The 18,589-nt window shown below is 60.8% G+C and carries 18 protein-coding genes; 15 read left to right on the top strand and 3 right to left on the bottom strand.

Annotation, left to right across the window (positions count from 1 at the left end; all coding sequences use genetic code 11):
- Window positions 1-171 precede the first annotated feature (171 nt).
- The 5 genes from ACMWKA_RS08890 to ACMWKA_RS08870 all read left to right on the top strand — a co-directional run bounded on the left by ACMWKA_RS08890 (window position 172) and on the right by ACMWKA_RS08870 (window position 4,320).
- A complete protein-coding gene (locus ACMWKA_RS08890; RefSeq protein WP_316391999.1) occupies window positions 172-1,374 on the top strand; it encodes a site-specific integrase in 1,203 nt (400 codons plus the stop codon).
- A gap of 138 nt (window positions 1,375-1,512) precedes the next feature.
- Window positions 1,513-1,896, top strand: a complete 384-nt coding sequence (locus ACMWKA_RS08885) for a type II toxin-antitoxin system RelE/ParE family toxin (RefSeq protein ID WP_014703508.1) — start codon at window positions 1,513-1,515, stop codon at window positions 1,894-1,896.
- Entirely contained in the window at window positions 1,880-2,182 is a 303-nt protein-coding gene (locus tag ACMWKA_RS08880; RefSeq protein WP_014703509.1) for a helix-turn-helix domain-containing protein, read from the top strand. The genes ACMWKA_RS08885 and ACMWKA_RS08880 overlap by 17 nt, the downstream gene beginning before the upstream one ends.
- Before the next feature lie 22 nt (window positions 2,183-2,204).
- Window positions 2,205-3,023: a TIGR02391 family protein gene (locus tag ACMWKA_RS08875; RefSeq protein ID WP_014703510.1), complete on the top strand. Its 819-nt coding sequence runs from the start codon at window positions 2,205-2,207 to the stop codon at window positions 3,021-3,023.
- A 13-nt stretch (window positions 3,024-3,036) separates the two neighbouring features.
- The gene (locus tag ACMWKA_RS08870) at window positions 3,037-4,320 is read left to right on the top strand and encodes a hypothetical protein (protein WP_014703511.1); all 1,284 of its coding nucleotides are present in this window, start codon (window positions 3,037-3,039) and stop codon (window positions 4,318-4,320) included.
- A gap of 77 nt (window positions 4,321-4,397) precedes the next feature.
- Here the strand turns inward: ACMWKA_RS08870 and ACMWKA_RS08865 are convergent, their stop codons facing one another.
- A complete protein-coding gene (locus ACMWKA_RS08865; RefSeq protein ID WP_076877479.1) occupies window positions 4,398-5,186 on the bottom strand; it encodes a hypothetical protein in 789 nt (262 codons plus the stop codon).
- Window positions 5,187-5,192: 6 nt separating this feature from the next.
- Window positions 5,193-6,095, bottom strand: a complete 903-nt coding sequence (locus ACMWKA_RS08860; RefSeq protein WP_060092248.1) for a WYL domain-containing protein — start codon at window positions 6,093-6,095, stop codon at window positions 5,193-5,195.
- A gap of 89 nt (window positions 6,096-6,184) precedes the next feature.
- Here ACMWKA_RS08860 and ACMWKA_RS08855 point away from each other — a divergent pair, with 89 nt between their 5' ends.
- The 6 genes from ACMWKA_RS08855 to ACMWKA_RS08830 all read left to right on the top strand — a co-directional run bounded on the left by ACMWKA_RS08855 (window position 6,185) and on the right by ACMWKA_RS08830 (window position 13,521).
- Window positions 6,185-7,378 carry a metallohydrolase gene (locus ACMWKA_RS08855; RefSeq protein ID WP_076877480.1) on the top strand — a complete coding sequence of 398 codons (1,194 nt, stop codon included), beginning with the start codon at window positions 6,185-6,187 and terminating at the stop codon, window positions 7,376-7,378.
- Window positions 7,375-9,630: a ThiF family adenylyltransferase gene (locus tag ACMWKA_RS08850; protein ID WP_014703516.1), complete on the top strand. Its 2,256-nt coding sequence runs from the start codon at window positions 7,375-7,377 to the stop codon at window positions 9,628-9,630. Before ACMWKA_RS08855 ends, ACMWKA_RS08850 begins: the two co-directional genes overlap by 4 nt.
- 45 nt (window positions 9,631-9,675) lie before the next feature.
- Window positions 9,676-10,746: a ComEC/Rec2 family competence protein gene (locus ACMWKA_RS08845; protein ID WP_014703517.1), complete on the top strand. Its 1,071-nt coding sequence runs from the start codon at window positions 9,676-9,678 to the stop codon at window positions 10,744-10,746.
- Window positions 10,747-11,097: 351 nt separating this feature from the next.
- The gene (locus ACMWKA_RS08840) at window positions 11,098-11,955 is read left to right on the top strand and encodes a DUF6685 family protein (protein WP_045285107.1); all 858 of its coding nucleotides are present in this window, start codon (window positions 11,098-11,100) and stop codon (window positions 11,953-11,955) included.
- Window positions 11,956-12,356: 401 nt separating this feature from the next.
- On the top strand, window positions 12,357-12,863 hold the full coding sequence (locus tag ACMWKA_RS08835; protein WP_014703519.1) for a JAB domain-containing protein: 507 nt from the start codon (window positions 12,357-12,359) through the stop codon (window positions 12,861-12,863).
- 268 nt (window positions 12,864-13,131) lie between these two features.
- On the top strand, window positions 13,132-13,521 hold the full coding sequence (locus ACMWKA_RS08830) for a hypothetical protein (RefSeq protein ID WP_014703520.1): 390 nt from the start codon (window positions 13,132-13,134) through the stop codon (window positions 13,519-13,521).
- 5 nt (window positions 13,522-13,526) lie between these two features.
- Here the strand turns inward: ACMWKA_RS08830 and ACMWKA_RS08825 are convergent, their stop codons facing one another.
- A complete protein-coding gene (locus ACMWKA_RS08825; protein ID WP_014703521.1) occupies window positions 13,527-13,895 on the bottom strand; it encodes a hypothetical protein in 369 nt (122 codons plus the stop codon).
- Window positions 13,896-14,309: 414 nt separating this feature from the next.
- Here ACMWKA_RS08825 and ACMWKA_RS08820 point away from each other — a divergent pair, with 414 nt between their 5' ends.
- The 4 genes from ACMWKA_RS08820 (at window position 14,310) to ACMWKA_RS08805 (ending at window position 18,569) form a co-directional block, all read left to right on the top strand.
- Window positions 14,310-15,140, top strand: coding sequence for a DUF932 domain-containing protein (locus ACMWKA_RS08820; RefSeq protein WP_023110659.1), 831 nt, complete (start codon window positions 14,310-14,312; stop codon window positions 15,138-15,140).
- A 74-nt stretch (window positions 15,141-15,214) separates the two neighbouring features.
- Window positions 15,215-17,272 carry a ParB/RepB/Spo0J family partition protein gene (locus ACMWKA_RS08815; RefSeq protein ID WP_014703524.1) on the top strand — a complete coding sequence of 686 codons (2,058 nt, stop codon included), beginning with the start codon at window positions 15,215-15,217 and terminating at the stop codon, window positions 17,270-17,272.
- 62 nt (window positions 17,273-17,334) lie between these two features.
- Complete coding sequence (locus ACMWKA_RS08810) at window positions 17,335-17,544, top strand: hypothetical protein (RefSeq protein WP_023110658.1); 210 nt, start codon at window positions 17,335-17,337, stop codon at window positions 17,542-17,544.
- A 710-nt stretch (window positions 17,545-18,254) separates the two neighbouring features.
- The gene (locus ACMWKA_RS08805) at window positions 18,255-18,569 is read left to right on the top strand and encodes a DUF736 domain-containing protein (protein ID WP_004883051.1); all 315 of its coding nucleotides are present in this window, start codon (window positions 18,255-18,257) and stop codon (window positions 18,567-18,569) included.
- The last annotated feature ends 20 nt before the right edge of the window (window positions 18,570-18,589 follow it).

Below are 18,589 nucleotides of genomic sequence, written 5' to 3'. Positions count from 1 at the left end.
CCATGACTCCAGCCCGGTACTGCGCTGGACTACGCCAAGGCTTGATACAGCAGGTTTATCAATGACTTAGGCGAGTTCATCATATGCCGGTGCTTTCCGAAACTTGACCTGACTTTCCCTCTACTGGCCCCTAGAAGGCTCCTGGGAACCGGGTCTTTCCAAGGAGTCATCATGGCAAAAATCAAACTCACCAAGTCCGCTGTCGATGCGGCACACCCCCAGGCGCAGGCCGTCGAACTCCGGGATACGTTGGTTCCCGGCTTCTTGTGCAAGATTACCCCGTCGGGCCGCAAGGTGTTCATGCTCCAGTACCGGACGAACGCTGGCGAGCGCCGCAAGCCCGCCTTGGGTCAGTACGGGGAACTGACCGTCGAACAGGCCCGTTCGCTCGCGCAAGAATGGCTGGCCCAGGTACGCCGGGGTGGTGATCCCGGCGCAGCCAAGACGGAAGCACGCAAAGCGCCCACCGTCGAAGAGTTGTGCAAGAAGTTCATGGAGGACCACTCCAAGAAGCGCAACAAGCCCAGCACCCGAGTCGGCTATCAAGGTGTCATCGACCGCTGCATCATCCCGTTGTTGGGCCGCAAGAAGGTCCACGACGTGAAGCGGCCTGACATTGCCGGACTGATGGAAAAGCTTTCCTACAAGCAGACCGAGGCGAACAAGGCGTTCAGCATCCTGCGCAAGATGTTCAATTTGGCTGAGGTGTGGGGCTATCGGCCTGACGGCACCAATCCCTGCCGCCATGTCCCAATGTTCCCTGCCGGCAAGTCCACCCACCTTATCAGCGACGAGGACATGGGAAAACTTTTCCGGCAGCTCGACAAGATCGAGGCCGAGGGGCTGGAGAACTACGTCATCCCGTTGGCGATCCGCCTGCAATTCGAGTTTGCCGGCCGCCGTGGCGAAATCGTCTCGCTCAAATGGGAATGGATCGATCTGGAAAACCGCCGCGTCGTCTGGCCTGACAGCAAGACCGGCGGTATGTCCAAGCCCATCAGCGAGGAAGCCTACCGGCTGCTTTCGACGGCGCCGAGGCAGGAAGGCAATCCTTACGTCCTGCCGTCGCCGCGCCATCCAGGGCAACACCTGACCACGGGCGAGTATTACGGCGGCTGGAGCCGTGCGCTCAAAGCGGCGGGGGCAACGCATGTGGGGACGCACGGCATCCGCCACCGCTCGGCGACCGACATTGCCAATTCGGGTATCCCGGTCAAGGTCGGCATGGCCCTGACGGCGCACAAGACCGTGGTGATGTTCATGCGCTACGTCCACACCGAGGACAAGCCCGTGCGGGAAGCCGCCGAACTGGTGGCGAATCGACGCAAGTCGGTCGTCAGCATGCATCAAGAACCGAAAGAGGTGACCGCATGATCAGAGGCCAGCAATCCACCTTGCCGCCCCAATTGTCGTATCACCGCTACGACAATTGGCTCAGTGGCCATCACCGCCTGCGTATCGTACTAAGCACTGGAAAAGTGTGCCCGTTTCGGGTATAGTTTGAAGGTCAAGATGACGCGCATCCTCAAACGAAAGGATTTTGCGCGGTGGCAGGCGGGCGAAAAGCTGTCCGATGCCGCCTTGTGCAAAGCGGTTCAGGAGATGGAAAGCGGTCTGATTGACGCGGACTTGGGCGGCTTCCTTTACAAGAAACGGGTTGCCCGCCCTGGTGGTGGCAAGAGTGGCGGCTACCGCACGTTATTGTCGGCCCGGATCGGCAGCCGCTATGTGTTCCTGCATGGGTTCCCCAAGAGCGACAAGGCGAACATTACGCAGGACGAGAAGAAGGCACTGCAATTCGCCGGCAAGGTGTTCCTGGAACTGTCCGCCGAAGCATTGTCGAAGGCGTTGCAGTCAGGCGTGTTATTGGAGGTGCATTGTGAGCAAGATCATTGAATCCCTGCGTGGCGATCTGGCCGCGCTCCACGAAGCGGGAGCGATCGGCAAGGTAACGATGCGCGAGTTCGACGCAATCTGCCCGCCGCCGGTGCGGGAGTTCAGTGCTTTCGATATCAAGCGGCTGCGTGAAGCCTTGAAGTTTAGCCAGCCGGTGTTCGCTCTTCATCTACACACGTCGGCCTCGACCGTGCGCAAGTGGGAACAAGGCGAAACCCATCCCACGGGGCCAGCGCTCAAACTGCTCAACGTCATCGCCGACAAGGGCCTGCAGGCCATCATCTGATGCCTGACGAGGGAGACAGGCATTGGCGACGCGAATTACCCCTTTCAACTCACAGCATCTTGAAGCCGCCTGCCGCGTGCTCGCCGATACCGAACGCGGTCTGAGCGGTACACAGATCGAGCGGCTGCTGCAGGAAATCGAGGTTGCCGACACGTCGCCCGGCATGACAAAGTGGAAGCGGTTGTTCAATGCGCTGGCCGGTGCGCAGAACCACCACCAGATCGGCAACCATCTCATCATGTTCATCAACCGCGCGATGAACCCGGTGAACTACGCCCGCGATCCCGCGACGTTCGCTTGGCGGCGCGACGAACTCAATGTCGTCCTTGCCTTCTCCGGTTTCTACGTGCGCGATGACGGCAAGGTTGCTCACGCCGATAAGGCCACGACGCTTGATGCCGCCCGCGCCCGCGCGGGACGACTCAAGGCCGCACTGGAAAGCCGCGTCGTCCATGCGGAAGTGCTGAACTACTGCCGCGCCGAGTTGCTGGAGGAAAACTACTTCCATGCCGTGTTCGAGGCAACGAAAGGTGTTGCGGAGCGGATTCGCCTGCTGTCGGGCCTGAACGGCGACGGCGCGGACTTGGTGAACAAGGCATTCGCAGGCCAGCAACCCGTTCTCGCCTTGGGACCGCTCACCACCGAGTCCGAAAAGAGCGAGCAGAAAGGCTTTGCCAACCTGCTGATCGGCTTATTTGGCGCCGTGCGCAATCCGCTGGCCCATGCGCCCAAGACGAATTGGCCCATGTCCGAACAGGACGCACTGGACATCCTGACGCTGGTATCGCTGATTCACCGCAAGCTGGATGGCACCACGAAATTAGCGGCCGTATCGCCGTAAGTGAGAGACAGGAATGGACGAGGCGATCGTTGTCTTCTCTCGAAAAGGGATTTTCCAGACCACGATTGCCGCGCGCGACGTTCGCAGCCGGGAACATGCGCGCAAGCTGTGGCCCTTGGTGTCTCCAGGCGCAGAGCGCCAGATGGTGACATGGGTCAGCCCCTCCTTTGAAAGCGGGAAGCTGCGTCGGCGATCCCATTTCCGCGTACTTCCTGCCCAGCACACCTTTAACCCCAAAGCGCACTTCGACGATGAAGAAGCCAGCCGATGGCGCGCCGTGCAGGAAAGTCCTGAACACCGGCGGGCGAAAGAACTTGTCGCGGCCGAACTCTCACGACGTTTGAATGCCGGGCTTGCGATGCCGTGGGCGTTCAAGGATATGGATGCGTCGGACTATCCGCTGGAAGGCAACTTGTTGCTCGGCGCCGACCAGGTGGCAACCGAGCATCCCCTGGAGACGCCATTCGGCAGCAAATTCCGGCTCGACGTTGCCGTGCTCGGCCCCCCGGTCCAGGCTGAACCGATGGTGCTGGGCGGCGTTGAAATCGAACTCGGCCACGCCTTCGACGGGCGCAAGGCTCTTATCGGGAAGTCGCTCGGATTCCCGCTCATCTCCATCGACATCACCGAGATGACGCTGGACGAACTCACGCCCGAGTGGGCACGGCAGGTATTGACTGCGACCACGCGGAGCCACGAGCAAGGACGCCGGCAGACCTACATCTATCTCCACGACCTGCTGTACCCCCTCTACGCGCAATTGCCGGCGTTTCTGGACGACGAGCAGCGCCATCAGTTCCTTGTGTTTGCCGACGATGAGACCCTGAACAAGTTGGTGCGCTGGATGAACCTGCTCGCCGAAAAGCTGGAGTACCCGAAGGGTACGGTCGCCGTTGCCTTGGTCAATGGCAAGAACGAACAGTCGCGCAAGATGCTGGAACGCGCGGGACAAGTCGTTGGCCCCGACTGGAGCGAGTTCAACGGCCAGCGATGCCTACGACTGACCCTGCCGCGTCCCAAAGGCCCGGCGGATCTCCAGGCCCATCGCTTCCACATGACGATGGCGCGCATCCTGCTGTCGCACACTGATTCGCTCGTTGGCTACAAGTATTGCAACGGCGTAGACAACCACCACCCTGAAGAAGACGTGTGGGTTGCGCATCGCTGGATCGCCGACTTGAAAACCCATACCCAGCATCGCGTCTTGCCGAAGCGGCTGGCTGAACCGATCAACAGATTGATCGCGGTGGTTTCGGACCTGCATCGCAATCACGCGGCTGCCAGCCAAGAGGCGTGACCATCCCCCGTCGGAAGTCAGCCGATAGGCAAGCATTCCTGCGGAGTTACGCGCCTATTTGCAAAGAGCATTGAATCTCAGTCCGTAGTCGGTTTTGAGGCTCTTTTCCGCGGGGCCGAAGAAGGCAAAGACGGCAAGCACTCAAACAAGCGTTCTGCATAGACGAACCCCATCCGTCTGACCGCGCCCTGATCGAAATACAGCAGCCAAGCGGCAAGTAATGCCAGCGAAATGAGCAGTGTCAAGCCTGCGGCAAGCCCCGGATCGGCAAGGTGCTCTAGGTTAAAATGAGGAGGTACTACCTGCAGAATCTTTGCAATCAGCAATCCGTAGACGATGCCCAGGAGGCACGACACGATGCCGGCAGGCTTCATTGCCAGCATATTGCGGTGAAATCCGTAGGCGATGTTCTCTTTCAGCAAGAGCTGCTTGTTGGAACGCGTGAGTTCGCGAAGCCGCTTAGTGGCACCGATGTAGATGTCGTCTGCCTTGTCAGGGCTTGCTGATTCTTCTTCTGCCGTTGGCATGGCGATGCCCAGCTTGGCCGTGATCGCCGTGTGGTAGCGCTGCTTGCTGACACCATCGAGAAACTTGTCGCGATGGCGTAACGCGATGGTTGTCGGCATACCGCCCCACCTTGCAACCAGGATCTCTTCAAGCTTCTTCCCGCGCCCGCGAGCTACGCTCGCAAGCGCATAAATGGCACCGCAGCCACCAAGCAAGCCGATCACGCCTGTAAGTACCGGGTGCTTTGCGCCGTAGACGCACAACAAAGGAACGAGCAGCGGTAACGCTACAAGAAGTCCTGGGATTACGCGCGCCTTGCGCTCATAGGGGTCTTTGACCAGTTCAAAAATAGTTGTCATGGGCGTTCAGCTTTGGGCCGACAAGGCATCAATATAGGGTTGAATTTCATCGCGGTTCTTTAAAGTGATCTGCTGCGCGAGAGGGTCGGGTGCTTCCTTGGTATGCAAACCCAAACGTCTCAGCGTGTAGTACAGAAACGCTTGGCGGCATGGAAGTTTGACCTCTCCATCTTCCATGCCGTAGTCCAACTCTAAGACTCGTTTCTTGGCTGCAGGCAAATCGGGATGCGGTGCAAGTACCAGCGTCAATACAGTTTGCCAATGCGAATCTTGGTTGGAGTCCACTTGGGTCGCCTCGAAGCCATCGATGCGCAGGATTCGAGCAAGGACGAAATCGCTGAAGCGCTGGCGCTTGTGGCAAAACGCGCGCATGTGCCAGCGAAAACCGTCATTGCCAAGGGCGTGGGGAGACAGCAAGCGAACCGATTCATCCAACGACGTCATGGACTGGTAGCTCACCAGAATGGATTCCTGCTGGCGGATTGCGCGCACCACTGCTTCGACGGTCTGCTCATTGATCGTGCGCCAAGGGGACGGGGCCCAATCTGTCTCCGGCGCGGAGCCGATGAAGCTGGCCGTCGGCTCGACAATTCCCATCTTTGTCGCTAGCAGTTCTGCTAGATAGCGTTGCGCCGAGCTTCGTTGGTAAAGCGGGTGAAAACTCTGCGCTGCCGTGTAGGTCTTGGAGCTGCGGTCGTAAGTCAGGTTGCTCGGCGCCAACTCCATGTACTTGGAAATGTCCAGCGATGCCTGCGGGACCGAAATACCAAAGTGCTCGGTGAGATCCATCCGGTTGATGCGCCGCTCCCAGCGCAGACGGAAATCGATGAATTGAAGTCTGCTCTCCAGCCCCCAACTTAGCCCCTTAGGCTCAGCAGGTTCGGCGGCAGGAAAGGAAGGTTTTTGCATCAGTCACGCCTAAAAAGTAGACGGATATAAAAAATCGTCGTACATTAACTATACGCGATCATCCTTCGGTCGTCTACCCGGAGACCCCAGTGCCTACAACCATCACGTTTTTTCCCGTCGACAACGGGGACATGACCCTCATCAAGTTCGGCGATCTCGACGCGACGACTCTGCTGATCGACGTAAACATCAGGCAAGACGCCGACGACCCTGACGGGGAGGCGCGCGATGTCGCCAAGGATTTGCGCGAACGACTGAAGAAGGATGAGAACGGCAGGCCGTATGTCGATGCGTTCCTGCTGAGCCACCCGGATCAAGACCATTGCCGAGGGTTGAAGCGACACTTCTACCTAGGGCCACTCGACAAGTACCCGGACGACAAGAAGGACGACAAGGACAAGAAAATCGTGATCCGCGAGATGTGGTCGTCCCCGATCGTGTTTCGACGCGCCAGCAAGACGCACACCTTGAGCGACGACGCCAAGGCATTCAACACGGAGGCGCGTCGGCGCGTGCAACTGAACCGTGACAAGAATTTCGCCGTCGGGAACGGTGACCGCATTCAGATCATGGGCGAGGACATCGACGGAAAAACCGATGATCTCACTTCGATTGTGCGGAAGGTGGACACGCGCTTTTCAACGATCAATGGCAAGAGTTCCGCATTCTTTTCTGCGTTTCTTTTGGCTCCACTGGACGCCCAGGATGACGAGGAAGAGGAAGAGTGCCTGGTCAAGAACCAGTCCAGCGTTATTCTGAACATCACGTTGGCGGCTGACGCGCAGACGCCGGATGGTGCGAAATTCCTTACTGGTGGCGATGCTGAGGTGTTCATCTGGAACCGCCAGTGGCAACGCCACAAGGCTGAAGCAGATGTGCTTGAGTACGACATCATGCAGGCGCCTCATCATTGTTCCTGGCATTCGCTGTCCTATGACAGCTGGTCCGACTACCGTGAAAAAGCCAAGCTCGATGCTGATGCTCGCAAGGCGCTTTCGCAGACCCGTGACGGCGCCGTCATCGTCGCCAGTTGCAAGCCGATCGCAGACGACGACAGCGATCCGCCCTGCATCCGCGCAAAGCGTGAATACGTAGCAATCGTGGACGAAGTAAAAGGCGACTTTTACTGCACGGGCGAATATCCGAGCGAAAAATCCGTGGAGCCCCTCGTTTTCACCGTAACCGCTCAGGGTGTGCAACCTCCCTCGAAGAAGGAGTCCGGATCGAAGGCCGCTGCCGTGGTGACCTCCGCGCGCGCGCCCATGCCACACGGGGCATCATGACGGGCACCATCGCGGACGCACTGCATCAACTTCAGCGGCACAGGGGCCTTGTCCGCGTTGGCGAGCCAAGGAAAAGTGGTGAATCGACGCAGATTGAAGTCGATGTTGCTGTTGAATTGCCGAGCAGGTCTCGGCGCAATGGCGTATCCGGGACCGGAGTGCGCTCGGTCGAGACATGCGTTCTGGTATTCGGCAGTGACTGGCCCATGTCTGCACCCAAGCCTTTCTTGCGTGCGGACTTCCCACTCAACTTGCCGCACATCAATCCTCATCGCGAAGGCGAGTTGGTCTCGCCTTGTCTGTTCGAGGGATCGTTGGACGAGCTGCTGCATCGGTTTGGTCTGGACGCCATCGTCGATCAGTTGATCGTTTGGTTGCACAAGGCCGCAGCCGGGACGTTGCTGGACCTTGAACAGGGGTGGGAGCCGACTCGTCGAGACAGTTGTCCTTCGACCCTTGTATTCAGTGCCGAGAATGTCGCGGCCGCCGCTCCCGCTGACGGCACGATTTTGGTGGTTCCCGCAGGCTACGTGACGATTGATGGCGGGCTATACGCCATCGTCAATGCCGAACTGACTGCTCAAGTCGATCCTGTGTTCTATCAGGAGGTTCACAACGACAAGTTGGGTAAATGGGGAAATGGCCATACCGCAGCCTTCATTGCGCGGGCTCCAATAACCGACGGCAACCCGCATGTGGTCGGCCACTATCAACCCGAGACGGTTGTCGATCTCGCGACGTTGCTTGATCGAGCAGCGGAACTCGGCGTCGATCGTGACGCTTTGGCTCAAGGCTTGGACGGCTACTATGGACGTTCGATTCTGGATATGCAGCAAGACTCGCGTGGCTGGACGCATGGCTTGTATGCGATTGTGATTCTGACTGTTCAAAGGCCAGCGTCGCTTGTGGGCTCACCGGGGAGAAGTATCGAGGTATTGCCCTACGTGGTGCGCTATGAACTCAACGCTCAATCGCTCCTGGAGCGAAACGCCACGGTTCACCCGGCTTTTCACGCACATGCGTTGTCTCCCGAACTGCTGGCAAGAACGTCCGGCATTCCATCTGCGGCCACATCGCAGCCGCTGGTCTTGCTCGGCTGCGGAAGCGTGGGGTCGAAAATCGCGATGCAACTGGGGCGAGCGGGTTTCGGCTCAATGACCTTCGTCGATAACGAGTCCATGTCGCCTCACAACGCGGCCCGGCATGCACTCATTGAGCGGGCATCGGTGCTGGTCCCACCTCGGAAGTCGGCGCTGATGAAGACGGCCTTTGAGTCGCTGTCGCATCTTCAATCGCAAGCGTTCGACACCGACGCAGTGACTCTCTTGGTCGATGCTGCGCAGTTTGCTGCAACCGTTCCGCAGGATGCGGCCCTCATCGTGGATGCGACAGCCTCACTTCAGGTGTTGGCCGCAGAAACGCAATCAACGGCGCTGAACCAATCCCCTGCGCGGTTGGCACGGATCGTCATGTATGGCCAGGGGCGCTGTGTCGCGGTTTTGCTTGAAGGGCCTGGTCGCGCCGGTCGGGTTGACGATCTTACGGCATTCTTGTTCGAGTGCTGTCGGTTTGTGCCGGAACTGCGGGCGTCGATTGCTGGCGATACGTCTGAGCCGACGCGTATTTTTGTGGGCGACAACTGCCGTTCACTGACGATGCCAATGTCCGATGCCGTTGTTTCGCGTTCTGCTTCATTAGCTGGCCTGCAACTGGAACGCTGGCTCGTTGGCGGACTCCCGAAGGAGGCGACGCTTTGCGCCGGGGTCTCGGATACCGAAGGCCTCGGCATGGCATGGACCAGCACCAGCCTCGGCCCGACCACTGTGCTCAACGTAGCAGACGATGGTGGCTGGAACATTCGGATTCTGCACCCTGTCGTGCAAGCGATCCATGCTGATGCGCTGCGCTGGGGCGCTCTGGAAACAGGTGGAGCCTTGGTCGGTCGTATCTCGTTTGAGAATCGAACCATCACCATTGCTGGCCTCGTGGATGCGCCGCCTGACAGCATTCGGGAGGCCGCCCGCTTCGTCCTTGGGACGAATGGGCTTGTTCAAAATTTGCGCACAGCGAATGGAACCTCTTTGGGGTATCTGGCCTTCATCGGCACTTGGCATAGCCACCCGAAAGGCGGCGCACATTCGGGCATAGACCGAAATACGTTGCGCGGCATCGCCGAGGATGCTGGCGGCCTTCCCGCCGTGTCGTTGGTATGGACTCCGACAGGACTCAGGTGTGCGGTGGATCGCTGGTAAAGGCAAAGCCGCCGGCACTTTCTTGGCATAAAACGAAAGGGATGTATGGCTGACTACTTCGAGATCGATTTTCTTGGCGTCGAAACAGCGAAAAGCGGGGATGCAATCACGCTACGCTATTCGGTGAATGGCACAGAGGGCGTGCACGTCGTTGACGGTGGGTATCTGGATACGGGAGATCAGCTCGTCGAGCACCTGAAGACGTACTATGGAACAACAGTCATCGACCATGTGATCCTCACACACCCCGATCGCGATCACGCCAATGGGCTGCGAAAAGTCCTGGAGCAATGCACAGTCAAAAATCTCTGGATCAACAGGCCGTGGATCTATGCAGATCAGTTGATTGATCGATTCGAGACCTATGAATCAGTTGAAGCACTGAGACGGAAATTGCGCTCCATCTACGATGCCACGGCAATTCTTGAGGATCTTGCGGTGGAGAAGGGAATTCCAATCCATGCCCCTCTTCAGGGGCAGAACATCGGTCCCTTCATGGTGATGGCACCCACACTAGATCGCTACTTCGACCTGATCGTGGACTCCGCGAAGACACCGGAAGCTGTTGAAGAAAGTGCTTTGGATAGCGCGCTGAGCAGCATATTCCGGGTGGTGAAGGCCGCGACCGCCTACATCAAGTCCCTGTGGGGCGAGGAATATTTTCCGCCGGAGCCTACCAGCCGTGAAAATGAAATGAGTGTGGTCCAGTCGGCTGTTCTGAACGGTCATCGTGTCATGCTTACTGGCGATGCCGGGCGTGAAGCGCTGCAAGAGGTTATTGACTACGCGCCTTTTGCCGGACTCGCGTTGCCAGGCATTCGGTATTTCCAGGTGCCTCATCATGGCGGGCGACACAATGTCTCGACTGAAATTCTGGATCAACTGGTTGGTCCACGATTGGACAGCATGCCGGACAAGCATACCTGGAATGCCATTTGCAGTTCTGCCAAAGCCGATGAGGATCACCCGCGGAAGTCCGTAATTCGCGCTGTATTGCACCGGGGTGGGCACTGGGCGGCAACCGAAAGCAAGAATCTCCGCATTGGGGCGGGCATTACCCGCGATGGCTGGGTATCAATTCCTCAAGCAGAGTACCCCGAAGAGCAAGAGAGTTGAGCGGGCAGTTTGAGCGTGACGTGCTGTTCATTGGCTTTCTGCCGCCTACGTTATGAGCGTCCCGGCGTTCCGCCGTCGGACTCGCGGGCTGCGCCCCGCGCCTCATGCCGAGTCGCGGCCACCCGGCTTTGATTCCTGACGCCTCCGGCCTTGCGGGCCTGCGCTTGCCTAACTACCAGGTACTTGCAACCTATGCATGCGATGTCGCTCTCTGAGTTTCCAATTTCTGTGCTTGAACTCCACACATGGCCGTGGTGGCGAAGATTTTGGAATCGACCGCCGGCGCTTGTACGGAAGCGGTGTGAAGCTTGGCGTGAGCTATTGGGGCTCAAGGAGTCGGCAGGAAAAAATGTGCTCCTCAACACCGCAAAATCGAAGATTTTTGATGACTCACGCCGTCGATGGGACATCCTGGACAATCTTAATCGCAGCAACTTTACTTTGCGGAGCCGATTTTCGGGCTTAGCCTCGGGCGCTAAGGAGGCTTTCCAAAGTCCTCATGGATCGCTAGTGCAAGTGACGATGGTGCCTCACTTTGAATGCGACGCAAGCGATATAGAGGGCATCTCCGCAAGCAAGTCGGCAGATATGCCACACGAAAGTGTGGATGTCTTTGGTGCCTACTATATTGATGAGCAGAATCGATATGCCAGAAAAGGAAAGCCCCCGCTCGGACTGGATGATGCGAGCTTAAAAGAGCTTTGTTCTCATGGCGAAATTCGGCTACTGCACGGACGTGGCTCCGACACGTTTAGCGTGCGAGCTTGGGATGGCCGTTTGTTCCTTGACAACAGTGGCGGATCTCACCATCTTGCGGGCGCCGTGCATGTCGCTAAGCGCATTGGCGCGCGCATTCACCTCGCCTCGAAACTCTATCTCTACCAGCTCAACCATTTGACTGTGCAATGGCTGCTCGATGGATTTCATCTGGTATTGCTCCCCAAGGATTTGGCCGGACAGATGCTATGGACTGTGAAGAGCTTGGTAGGTTCTGGTTCGAACATGGAGTTCCCGCCTGTACTGGCCGAAGGCACGCTTTTGGCATTCCCCCGGGGTTCGCAAATCGCCGAGTCCGTGATGGCAGAACTATTGAGTCAGGGGCACCACGATTTGGGCAATGATTTGAGGGAAGCGCTGACTGCGCAACAGCGGTTCTTGACTGAATCGACGGCTCTATGGACAAAGCAATTTTCATCTCCAACCTGCTGACGATGCTCTAAATGCGTGTGGTCACGTCGTTACCTATAGATCGCGAGTTGAAGCTCCACATTTCATAGGAACTTAGCGACAAAAGAGCGTCCCGGCGTTCCGCCGTCGGGCTCGCGGGCTACGCCCCATGCCTCGTACCGAGTCATGGCCATCCGGCTTTGATCCCTGACGCCTCCGGCCCTGTGGGCCTGCGCGCTGCGCTTGCCCATCCGTCGTCTCTGCGGGCGGGGTGTGGGCGGTCTTGCTGTTCCCTTCACCGTATCACGGCGTTCTCGCCGTCAAGGGCTGCGCGCGCCTTGCGCGCTTGCGTCCTGGCGGCCGTCGCTGACCCCTGACCGCTTGCGCTGCGCCGTGCTGAGGCCGGTTCCGGGCAATTCCGCCCGAGCAACCGGAGCATGATCATGTCGCAACTTTCTCTGTCTCTCGATTCCTCGCTGCTGGTGCGTGACGACCAGGGGCGCTATCTGCCGGCGACTGCCGACCAAATTCTGGAAGCTGCGCGGTACGTTATCGACCAGAAAACTCCGCGCGGGACGCTGTTCACTTCGCCGGCGCTGGTCAAGGACTACCTGCGCACCAAGCTGGCCAACTTCGAGCATGAGGTTTTCGCTACGCTGTTCCTCGACAGCCAGAACCGTCTGATCGAATACGTGGAGATGTTTCGCGGCACCATCGACCAGGCATCGGTGTATCCGCGCGAAGTCGTGAAAACGGCACTGCAACACAACGCAGCGGCCGTGATCTTTTCGCACAATCATCCGAGCGGCAATTCCGAGCCGAGCCAGGCGGACAAGCTGCTGACCCAACGCCTCAAGGAAGCCCTGGCGCTGGTGGACGTGCGCACGCTGGATCACATCGTCGTCGGCGGCGAGGCCACTACGTCATTCGCTGAGCGTGGCCTGATCTGACACAGGGGGGCTGCGGCCCCTTTTTTGCTGCGCCCGGTGGCGCAGCTACGGCCCTCGCGGGCCTGCGCTTGCTGAAGACAGGTGTGCGTAGGTGGTGGTGTGAGGCGGTCTTGCTGTTCCCTTCACCGTATCACGGCGTTCTCGCCGTCAAGGGCTGCGCGTGCAAGCACGCTTGCGGCCTCCCGGCCGTCCTTGACCCCTGACCGCTTGCGCTGCGCCGTGCTGGTGACGGTTCCGGGCAATTCCGCCTGTGTAACCGGAGATCGTCATGAACGATAAATCACATGTTTCCCTCGAACAGCACGTTTGCCTGGTCTGCGGCAAAGCGTTCGATACCGGCACCATCCTGCTCGACAAGCGCCTGCGTGCAAGCATGGAGCACCATACGAAGACGGGCTGGGGCCTATGCCCCGAGCACCAGAAGCTGGCCGACGATGGTTTCGTCGCGCTAGTCGAATGCGACCCGCAGCGCAGCGGCTCGCCGGGTGGCCGCCTGAAGCCCGAGCAGGCTTATCGCACGGGCCGGCTGGCGCACCTGAAGCATCATGTGTTCGCCAAGGTGTTCAACGTGCCGATCGAGGCCAACCAGCCTTGCGTCTTCGTTAAGCCGGGCGTCATAGAGCAGCTTGAAGCGATGGTGTCGCCGGCGACGAGCTGATCGCGCTAACAACCCGGCGCGTCGTCCTTTCGGGCGACGCGCCATTCTTTTTGCTGCGCCCGATGCCGATGCCTTCGCGCCCGCGGCGCTTCGCTTGCCTCCAGGGGAAAGCCCTGCGGGCTATCCCCGCCGCGCGATGCTTGGCGCCCCTGGAAGACCGCCGAACCGGCTGCGCCGGATCGGCCAGAAGCCAATCGCAGTCCCAGCAGCAGAAGCAATTTCTCGATGCCTTGTGCATGAGGGCTGTCCTGGGCGTGATGTTCATCGAGCATCGAAGTCAGGGCGTCCCCGGCCAAGAAGACATGGCCGGTCGCGCTGTCGTGCGCGTTGCGCATCGAGCCGCCTGCGGCGTCTCGCCCCTGACGGGCTTCCATCGTTCCCTCGCTCCGCTCGGCTGACGCCTCCGGCCCGGCTTCTAGATCCGGGCCTGCGCGCTTCGCTTGCCGTGCGGTTCGGCACATAGGGATGGCCGTTGCCATGTCCAGCCGTCTTCCCTGACCTCATCACCTTGTCTGCGACTGTAGCCCGCGCCCGTGTGCCGTCAAGGCACGCAGGGCCGTGTCCTCGGCTGCGCCTGCGGGCCGCACCAACCCTGCGCTTGCCTCCTTGACGGCACCCGTTCGCGCGCTCCTGACCGTCGCGGGCGATGAACTCAGGAAAGACGGTGGCAACAGGGCTAACCGGGTTCCTCGTGCCGACCGCACCGAACAGCTGAAAGGCTGGGCTCCGAATCTAGGAATCCGGTGTGCGGTGTGAACAGCAAACCTCTTTTTGTCAGGAGAAAGACCATGCAACTCGCATCCCGTTTCGCTTCCCGTTCCCCGGCACTGCGCAGCGAATACCCGCTGACCGATGACCAGATTCACCGTGTCGCGCCGTCCATCTTCGCGGACGCCCCGCATGAGAGCCGTTCGCAGCGGTACGCCTACATCCCCACCGCCGCCGTGCTGACCGAGCTTCGGAAAGAAGGCTTCCAGCCCTTCATGGTGACGCAGACCCGCGTGCGCGATGAAGGCAAGCGCGAGCACACGAAACACATGATTCGCCTGCGCCACGCCAGCCAGATCAACGGCGCGGAGGCTAACGAAATCGTGCTGCTGAACTCGCATGACGGCACCAGCAGCTATCAGATGCTGGCCGGCATGTTCCGGTTCGTGTGCAGCAATGGTCTTGTCTGCGGCGACACCGTGGCGGACGTGCGCGTGCCCCACAAAGGCGACGTAGCCGGCTCCGTCATCGAAGGCGCTTTCGAGGTGTTGAGCGGCTTCGAGCGGGTGAAGGAATCCCGCGATGCCATGCGCGCGATCACGCTGGACGAAGGCGAGGCCGAAGTGTTCGCCCGTTCCGCGCTGGCCCTCAAGTACGACCCCACCGACAACAAGCCAGCGCCCATCACCGAATCGCAAATCCTGATGCCGCGCCGGTTCGACGACCGCCGCCCGGACTTGTGGAGCGTGTTCAACCGCACCCAAGAAAACCTGACCAAAGGCGGATTGCATGGCCGCAGCGCCAACGGGCGCCGCCAGCAGACCCGCCCGGTGCAAGGCATTGATTCCGATGTGCGCCTCAATCGCGCCCTCTGGATGCTGGCCGATGGCCTGCGCCAGTTGAAAGCCTGAACCCTTCCGATCTTTTACCCGCCGGAGGGGCGGTTCCCCTCCATTCCCTTGTTTCACTTGATTGGAGATACACCATGAACGCCGTTACCACTACCGAAGCCCGCGCCATCCAAGCCCCCGCGCTGGAAGCTGCCGACCCGACCAAGAACCTGATTCTGGTTCCGCTGTCGCGGCTGGTGTTGCGCCCCACGGGCCGCAACGTGCGCAAGACCCCGCGCATGTCCATCCCCGAACTCGCCGCATCCATCCAGCGTGTCGGCCTGCTGCAAAACCTGATCGTGATTGCATCCGCCGATGGCGAGCATTACGAAGTCGTCGCCGGTGGCCGTCGCCTCGCCGCGTTGAAGCTGCTGGCGAAAAAGCACCGCATCAGCAAGGAATGGGAGGTTCCTTGCCTGCTGGTAGCCGATGGCACCGCCCGCACGGCCAGCCTCACCGAGAACGTACAGCGCGAAGCCATGCACCCCGCCGACCAGTTCGAGGCATTCGCCGCGCTGGTGGCCGAAGGCCGGCCCATCGAGGACATTGCGGCGGATTTCAGCGTCACGCCGCTGGTGGTGCAACGCCGCTTGAAGCTGGCGAACGTGTCGCCGCGCCTGATGGCCGACTATCGCGCCGATGCCGTCACGCTCGATCAGTTGATGGCGCTTGCCATCACCGATGACCACGCCGCACAGGAAGCCGCGTTCTACGATGCCCCGCAGTGGCAGCGGCATCCGTCCCACTTGCGCGAACGCCTGACCGAGCGCGAAATCGACGCCTACCGGCATCCGCTGGTGCGGTTCGTAGGGCTGGACACCTACGAAGCCGCAGGCGGTGGCATCCGCCGCGACCTGTTTGCGGAAGGCGATGCGGGCGTGTATCTGACCGATGCCGCGCTGCTGGAACGACTGGCGCAAACCCGGCTGGCAGGCATTGCCGCCAATGTTCGCGCCGAAGGTTGGGCGTGGGTGGATGCCACGCCGGGCGCGACCCATGCCGACCTGCACACCTTCCAACGCGCCCCGAGGGAGCGCCGCGAACCGAACAAGCGCGAAGCCGCACGCATCGAGAAGCTGCAAGCCCGGATGCACGAACTGGCCGAAGCCGTGGATGCCGCATTGGACGCCGACGACGAGGAAAAGGCCGATGCCTTGCAGGAGGAAGGCGAAGCCGTGGGCGAGCAGTTGCAAGCGCTAGAAGATGGCTTGCAAGACTACGGCGCGAACGTGAAGGCCGCAGCCGGAGCCATCGTCACCATCGACCGCAACGGCGAGGCCGTCATTCATCGCGGCCTGATGCGCGAAGCCGAAGCCAAGGCGCTGCGCACACTGGAAAGGATTCGGCAGGGTTTCGGCGGCGAAGGCGAAGCCGCGAACGACGAGGAAGGCGAGGACGGAGACGACGACAGGCAGCCCAAGGCCGCCGCCATGTCCGACCGGCTGGCGCAGAAGTTGAGCGCCCACCGCACCGCCGCGCTGCAAATCGAAGTCGCCCGGCATCCGCAAGCCGCGCTGGCCGCCGTGGTGCATGGCATGGTGCAGACCGTTTTGCAGGGCAGCCACTACGGCCACGACTTGCCGCTGGGCGTAAGCCTCAAAGTGCAAGACCGGCTGGAAGGCATGGCCCCGGACTTGCCCGAATCGCCCGCCGCCGTGGCGCTGCGCGAACTGCAACAGGTGGCGGGCGAAGCCTTGCCGGAGGACAGCGCCGAACTGTTCGCCGTGCTGCTGGCGAAGCCGCAAGATGAACTGGTGCGGCTGCTGGCCGTGTGCGTGGCTTCCACGGTGGACGTGGTGACACCCCGCGCCACGCCGCACCAGCGCGGCGCAGAACTGGCGCAGGCCGTGGGCCTCGACATGGCCGCATGGTGGAAGCCGACCGCAGAAGGCTACTTCAAGCATGTTTCCAAGGCCGTGATTCTGGATGCCGTGGCCGTGTTTGCACCGGATTCTGTAACCCGGCTGGCGAAGTTGAAGAAGGCCGACATTGCCAGCGAGGCCGAGCGGCTGGCCGATGGCACGGGCTGGATGCCCGCCATCTTCAAGGCCGCAGGCCCGCAGGATGCCGTGCAGGAAGAAGGCCCGGAGCAAAACGCCCCGGAGGATGCCGAGGCAATGGCGGATGAACCCGCCGAAGCACTGGCCGCTTGACCCGCACGGAAGGCAAGCGCCCCGGCCTCGACCGGGGCGCTTCGCTGCAAGGAGAAACCCCAATGACCCGCACCACGACCAGCCGCCCACGCATGGCGGCGACCTATGCCCCCGGTACGGTACGCGCCCGCCGCTGGCACGGCGAAGGCGACGTGCGCGGCTACCGTCCGCCTCGCGGCTGGACAGCCCGAGCCGACCTGACCGACTTTCACCCCATCACGGGCCGCGCCTTGCCGCGTGCCGTGTGGTGGATTATCGAAACCAAGGACTAACCCATCATTCACGCCAGCCCCAGTCCGTTCCGCCCTGGGGCTGGTGGTCAAAAATCCGGGCGCGGCGGGGGCCGCGCACACGCGGCCTTGTGCGCGAGAAACCACGAAGCCCACAAGTGCGGCGGCGCACCCCGCCGCCGGTGTTTGGACTGCGCCCCGCCGCAATGGGCGGGGCTTGTGGGGCTACGCCCCGGCTTGCTGCGGCAGGTTGTGCGAAAGCGTGCCGTCCTCGACGCTGGCGGTTCGTTGCCTGTATGTCACGAAGGACGGTTCACCGACACACCGCCCGGCCTCGCCCGATGGAGCCTCCACGCCACGCCTCAAGCATGTGCCGCGAGCTGCGGCAGGGGCGCTCCGGCCTTGTCGTCGGGGCATTGACCTGGCCCGCGTCAGGGCGCAAGCCGGTGAAGCCGTCACGCGGGGATGCCGAGTCGGCCATGTCTCCATTCGGGAGCGGTCGGCCTGTACGTCCTTGTCTTGTTGTGAATCCTGGCGGTGGCGCGGCTGCGCCTTGGGCTTCATGGCCGCAACCTTCCAGCAAAAATAATTTCCCCTGCGCTGCGCGCATTCCTCGCGGGACAAATTATTTTTGCTTCCAGGTTCTCCACTTCGTTCCGACCGCAAGCGGTGCGGCCAGCCCATCCCCGCCGGACGGATCACAACAAGGACGCACTGGCGCGACCTTGTTCAACCCGAAAGGAGAAATCATCATGGCTAACATCGGCACCTTCACCGCAGAGAAAGACGGCTTCACCGGCCAGCTCCGCACCCTGACCCTCAACTTCAAGGTCAAGCTGGTTCCCAACGACAAGGGCGAGAACGAAAGCGCCCCGGACTTCCGCCTGCAAGCGGCCGGCCACGACTTCGGCGCGGCGTGGAAGAAAACCAGCGAGGCCGGGCGGGATTACCTGTCGGTGGCCATCGACGATCCTTCATTCCCGGCGACGGTCTATGCCCGCCTGATCGAAGGCGAGAATGACACGCACGACCTCATCTGGTCGCGCAGCAAGCCCAAGGCGGCCTGACGGCCGCCCACCGCCCCCCC

The sequence above is a fragment of the Enterobacter sp. 03-F-07-AD-ECC genome, assembly GCF_047530935.1.
Classification (GTDB): Bacteria; Pseudomonadota; Gammaproteobacteria; order Enterobacterales; family Enterobacteriaceae; genus Enterobacter; species Enterobacter cloacae.
The sequence above is the reverse complement of the archived record's forward strand: the minus strand, read 5'-3'. Positions and strand labels throughout refer to the sequence as shown.

Excerpts from the sequence above, each read along its gene's own strand:
- ACMWKA_RS08890 (WP_316391999.1), top strand. The coding sequence starts at position 172 with ATGGCAAAAATCAAACTCACCAAGTCCGCTGTCGATGCGGCACACCCC.
- ACMWKA_RS08885 (WP_014703508.1), top strand. The coding sequence starts at position 1,513 with ATGACGCGCATCCTCAAACGAAAGGATTTTGCGCGGTGGCAGGCGGGC.
- ACMWKA_RS08870 (WP_014703511.1), top strand. The coding sequence starts at position 3,037 with ATGGACGAGGCGATCGTTGTCTTCTCTCGAAAAGGGATTTTCCAGACC.
- ACMWKA_RS08865 (WP_076877479.1), bottom strand. The coding sequence starts at position 5,186 with ATGACAACTATTTTTGAACTGGTCAAAGACCCCTATGAGCGCAAGGCG.
- ACMWKA_RS08860 (WP_060092248.1), bottom strand. The coding sequence starts at position 6,095 with ATGCAAAAACCTTCCTTTCCTGCCGCCGAACCTGCTGAGCCTAAGGGG.
- ACMWKA_RS08850 (WP_014703516.1), top strand. The coding sequence starts at position 7,375 with ATGACGGGCACCATCGCGGACGCACTGCATCAACTTCAGCGGCACAGG.
- ACMWKA_RS08845 (WP_014703517.1), top strand. The coding sequence starts at position 9,676 with ATGGCTGACTACTTCGAGATCGATTTTCTTGGCGTCGAAACAGCGAAA.
- ACMWKA_RS08835 (WP_014703519.1), top strand. The coding sequence starts at position 12,357 with ATGTCGCAACTTTCTCTGTCTCTCGATTCCTCGCTGCTGGTGCGTGAC.
- ACMWKA_RS08830 (WP_014703520.1), top strand. The coding sequence starts at position 13,132 with ATGAACGATAAATCACATGTTTCCCTCGAACAGCACGTTTGCCTGGTC.
- ACMWKA_RS08825 (WP_014703521.1), bottom strand. The coding sequence starts at position 13,895 with ATGGAAGCCCGTCAGGGGCGAGACGCCGCAGGCGGCTCGATGCGCAAC.
- ACMWKA_RS08820 (WP_023110659.1), top strand. The coding sequence starts at position 14,310 with ATGCAACTCGCATCCCGTTTCGCTTCCCGTTCCCCGGCACTGCGCAGC.
- ACMWKA_RS08815 (WP_014703524.1), top strand. The coding sequence starts at position 15,215 with ATGAACGCCGTTACCACTACCGAAGCCCGCGCCATCCAAGCCCCCGCG.
- ACMWKA_RS08810 (WP_023110658.1), top strand. The coding sequence starts at position 17,335 with ATGACCCGCACCACGACCAGCCGCCCACGCATGGCGGCGACCTATGCC.
- ACMWKA_RS08805 (WP_004883051.1), top strand. The coding sequence starts at position 18,255 with ATGGCTAACATCGGCACCTTCACCGCAGAGAAAGACGGCTTCACCGGC.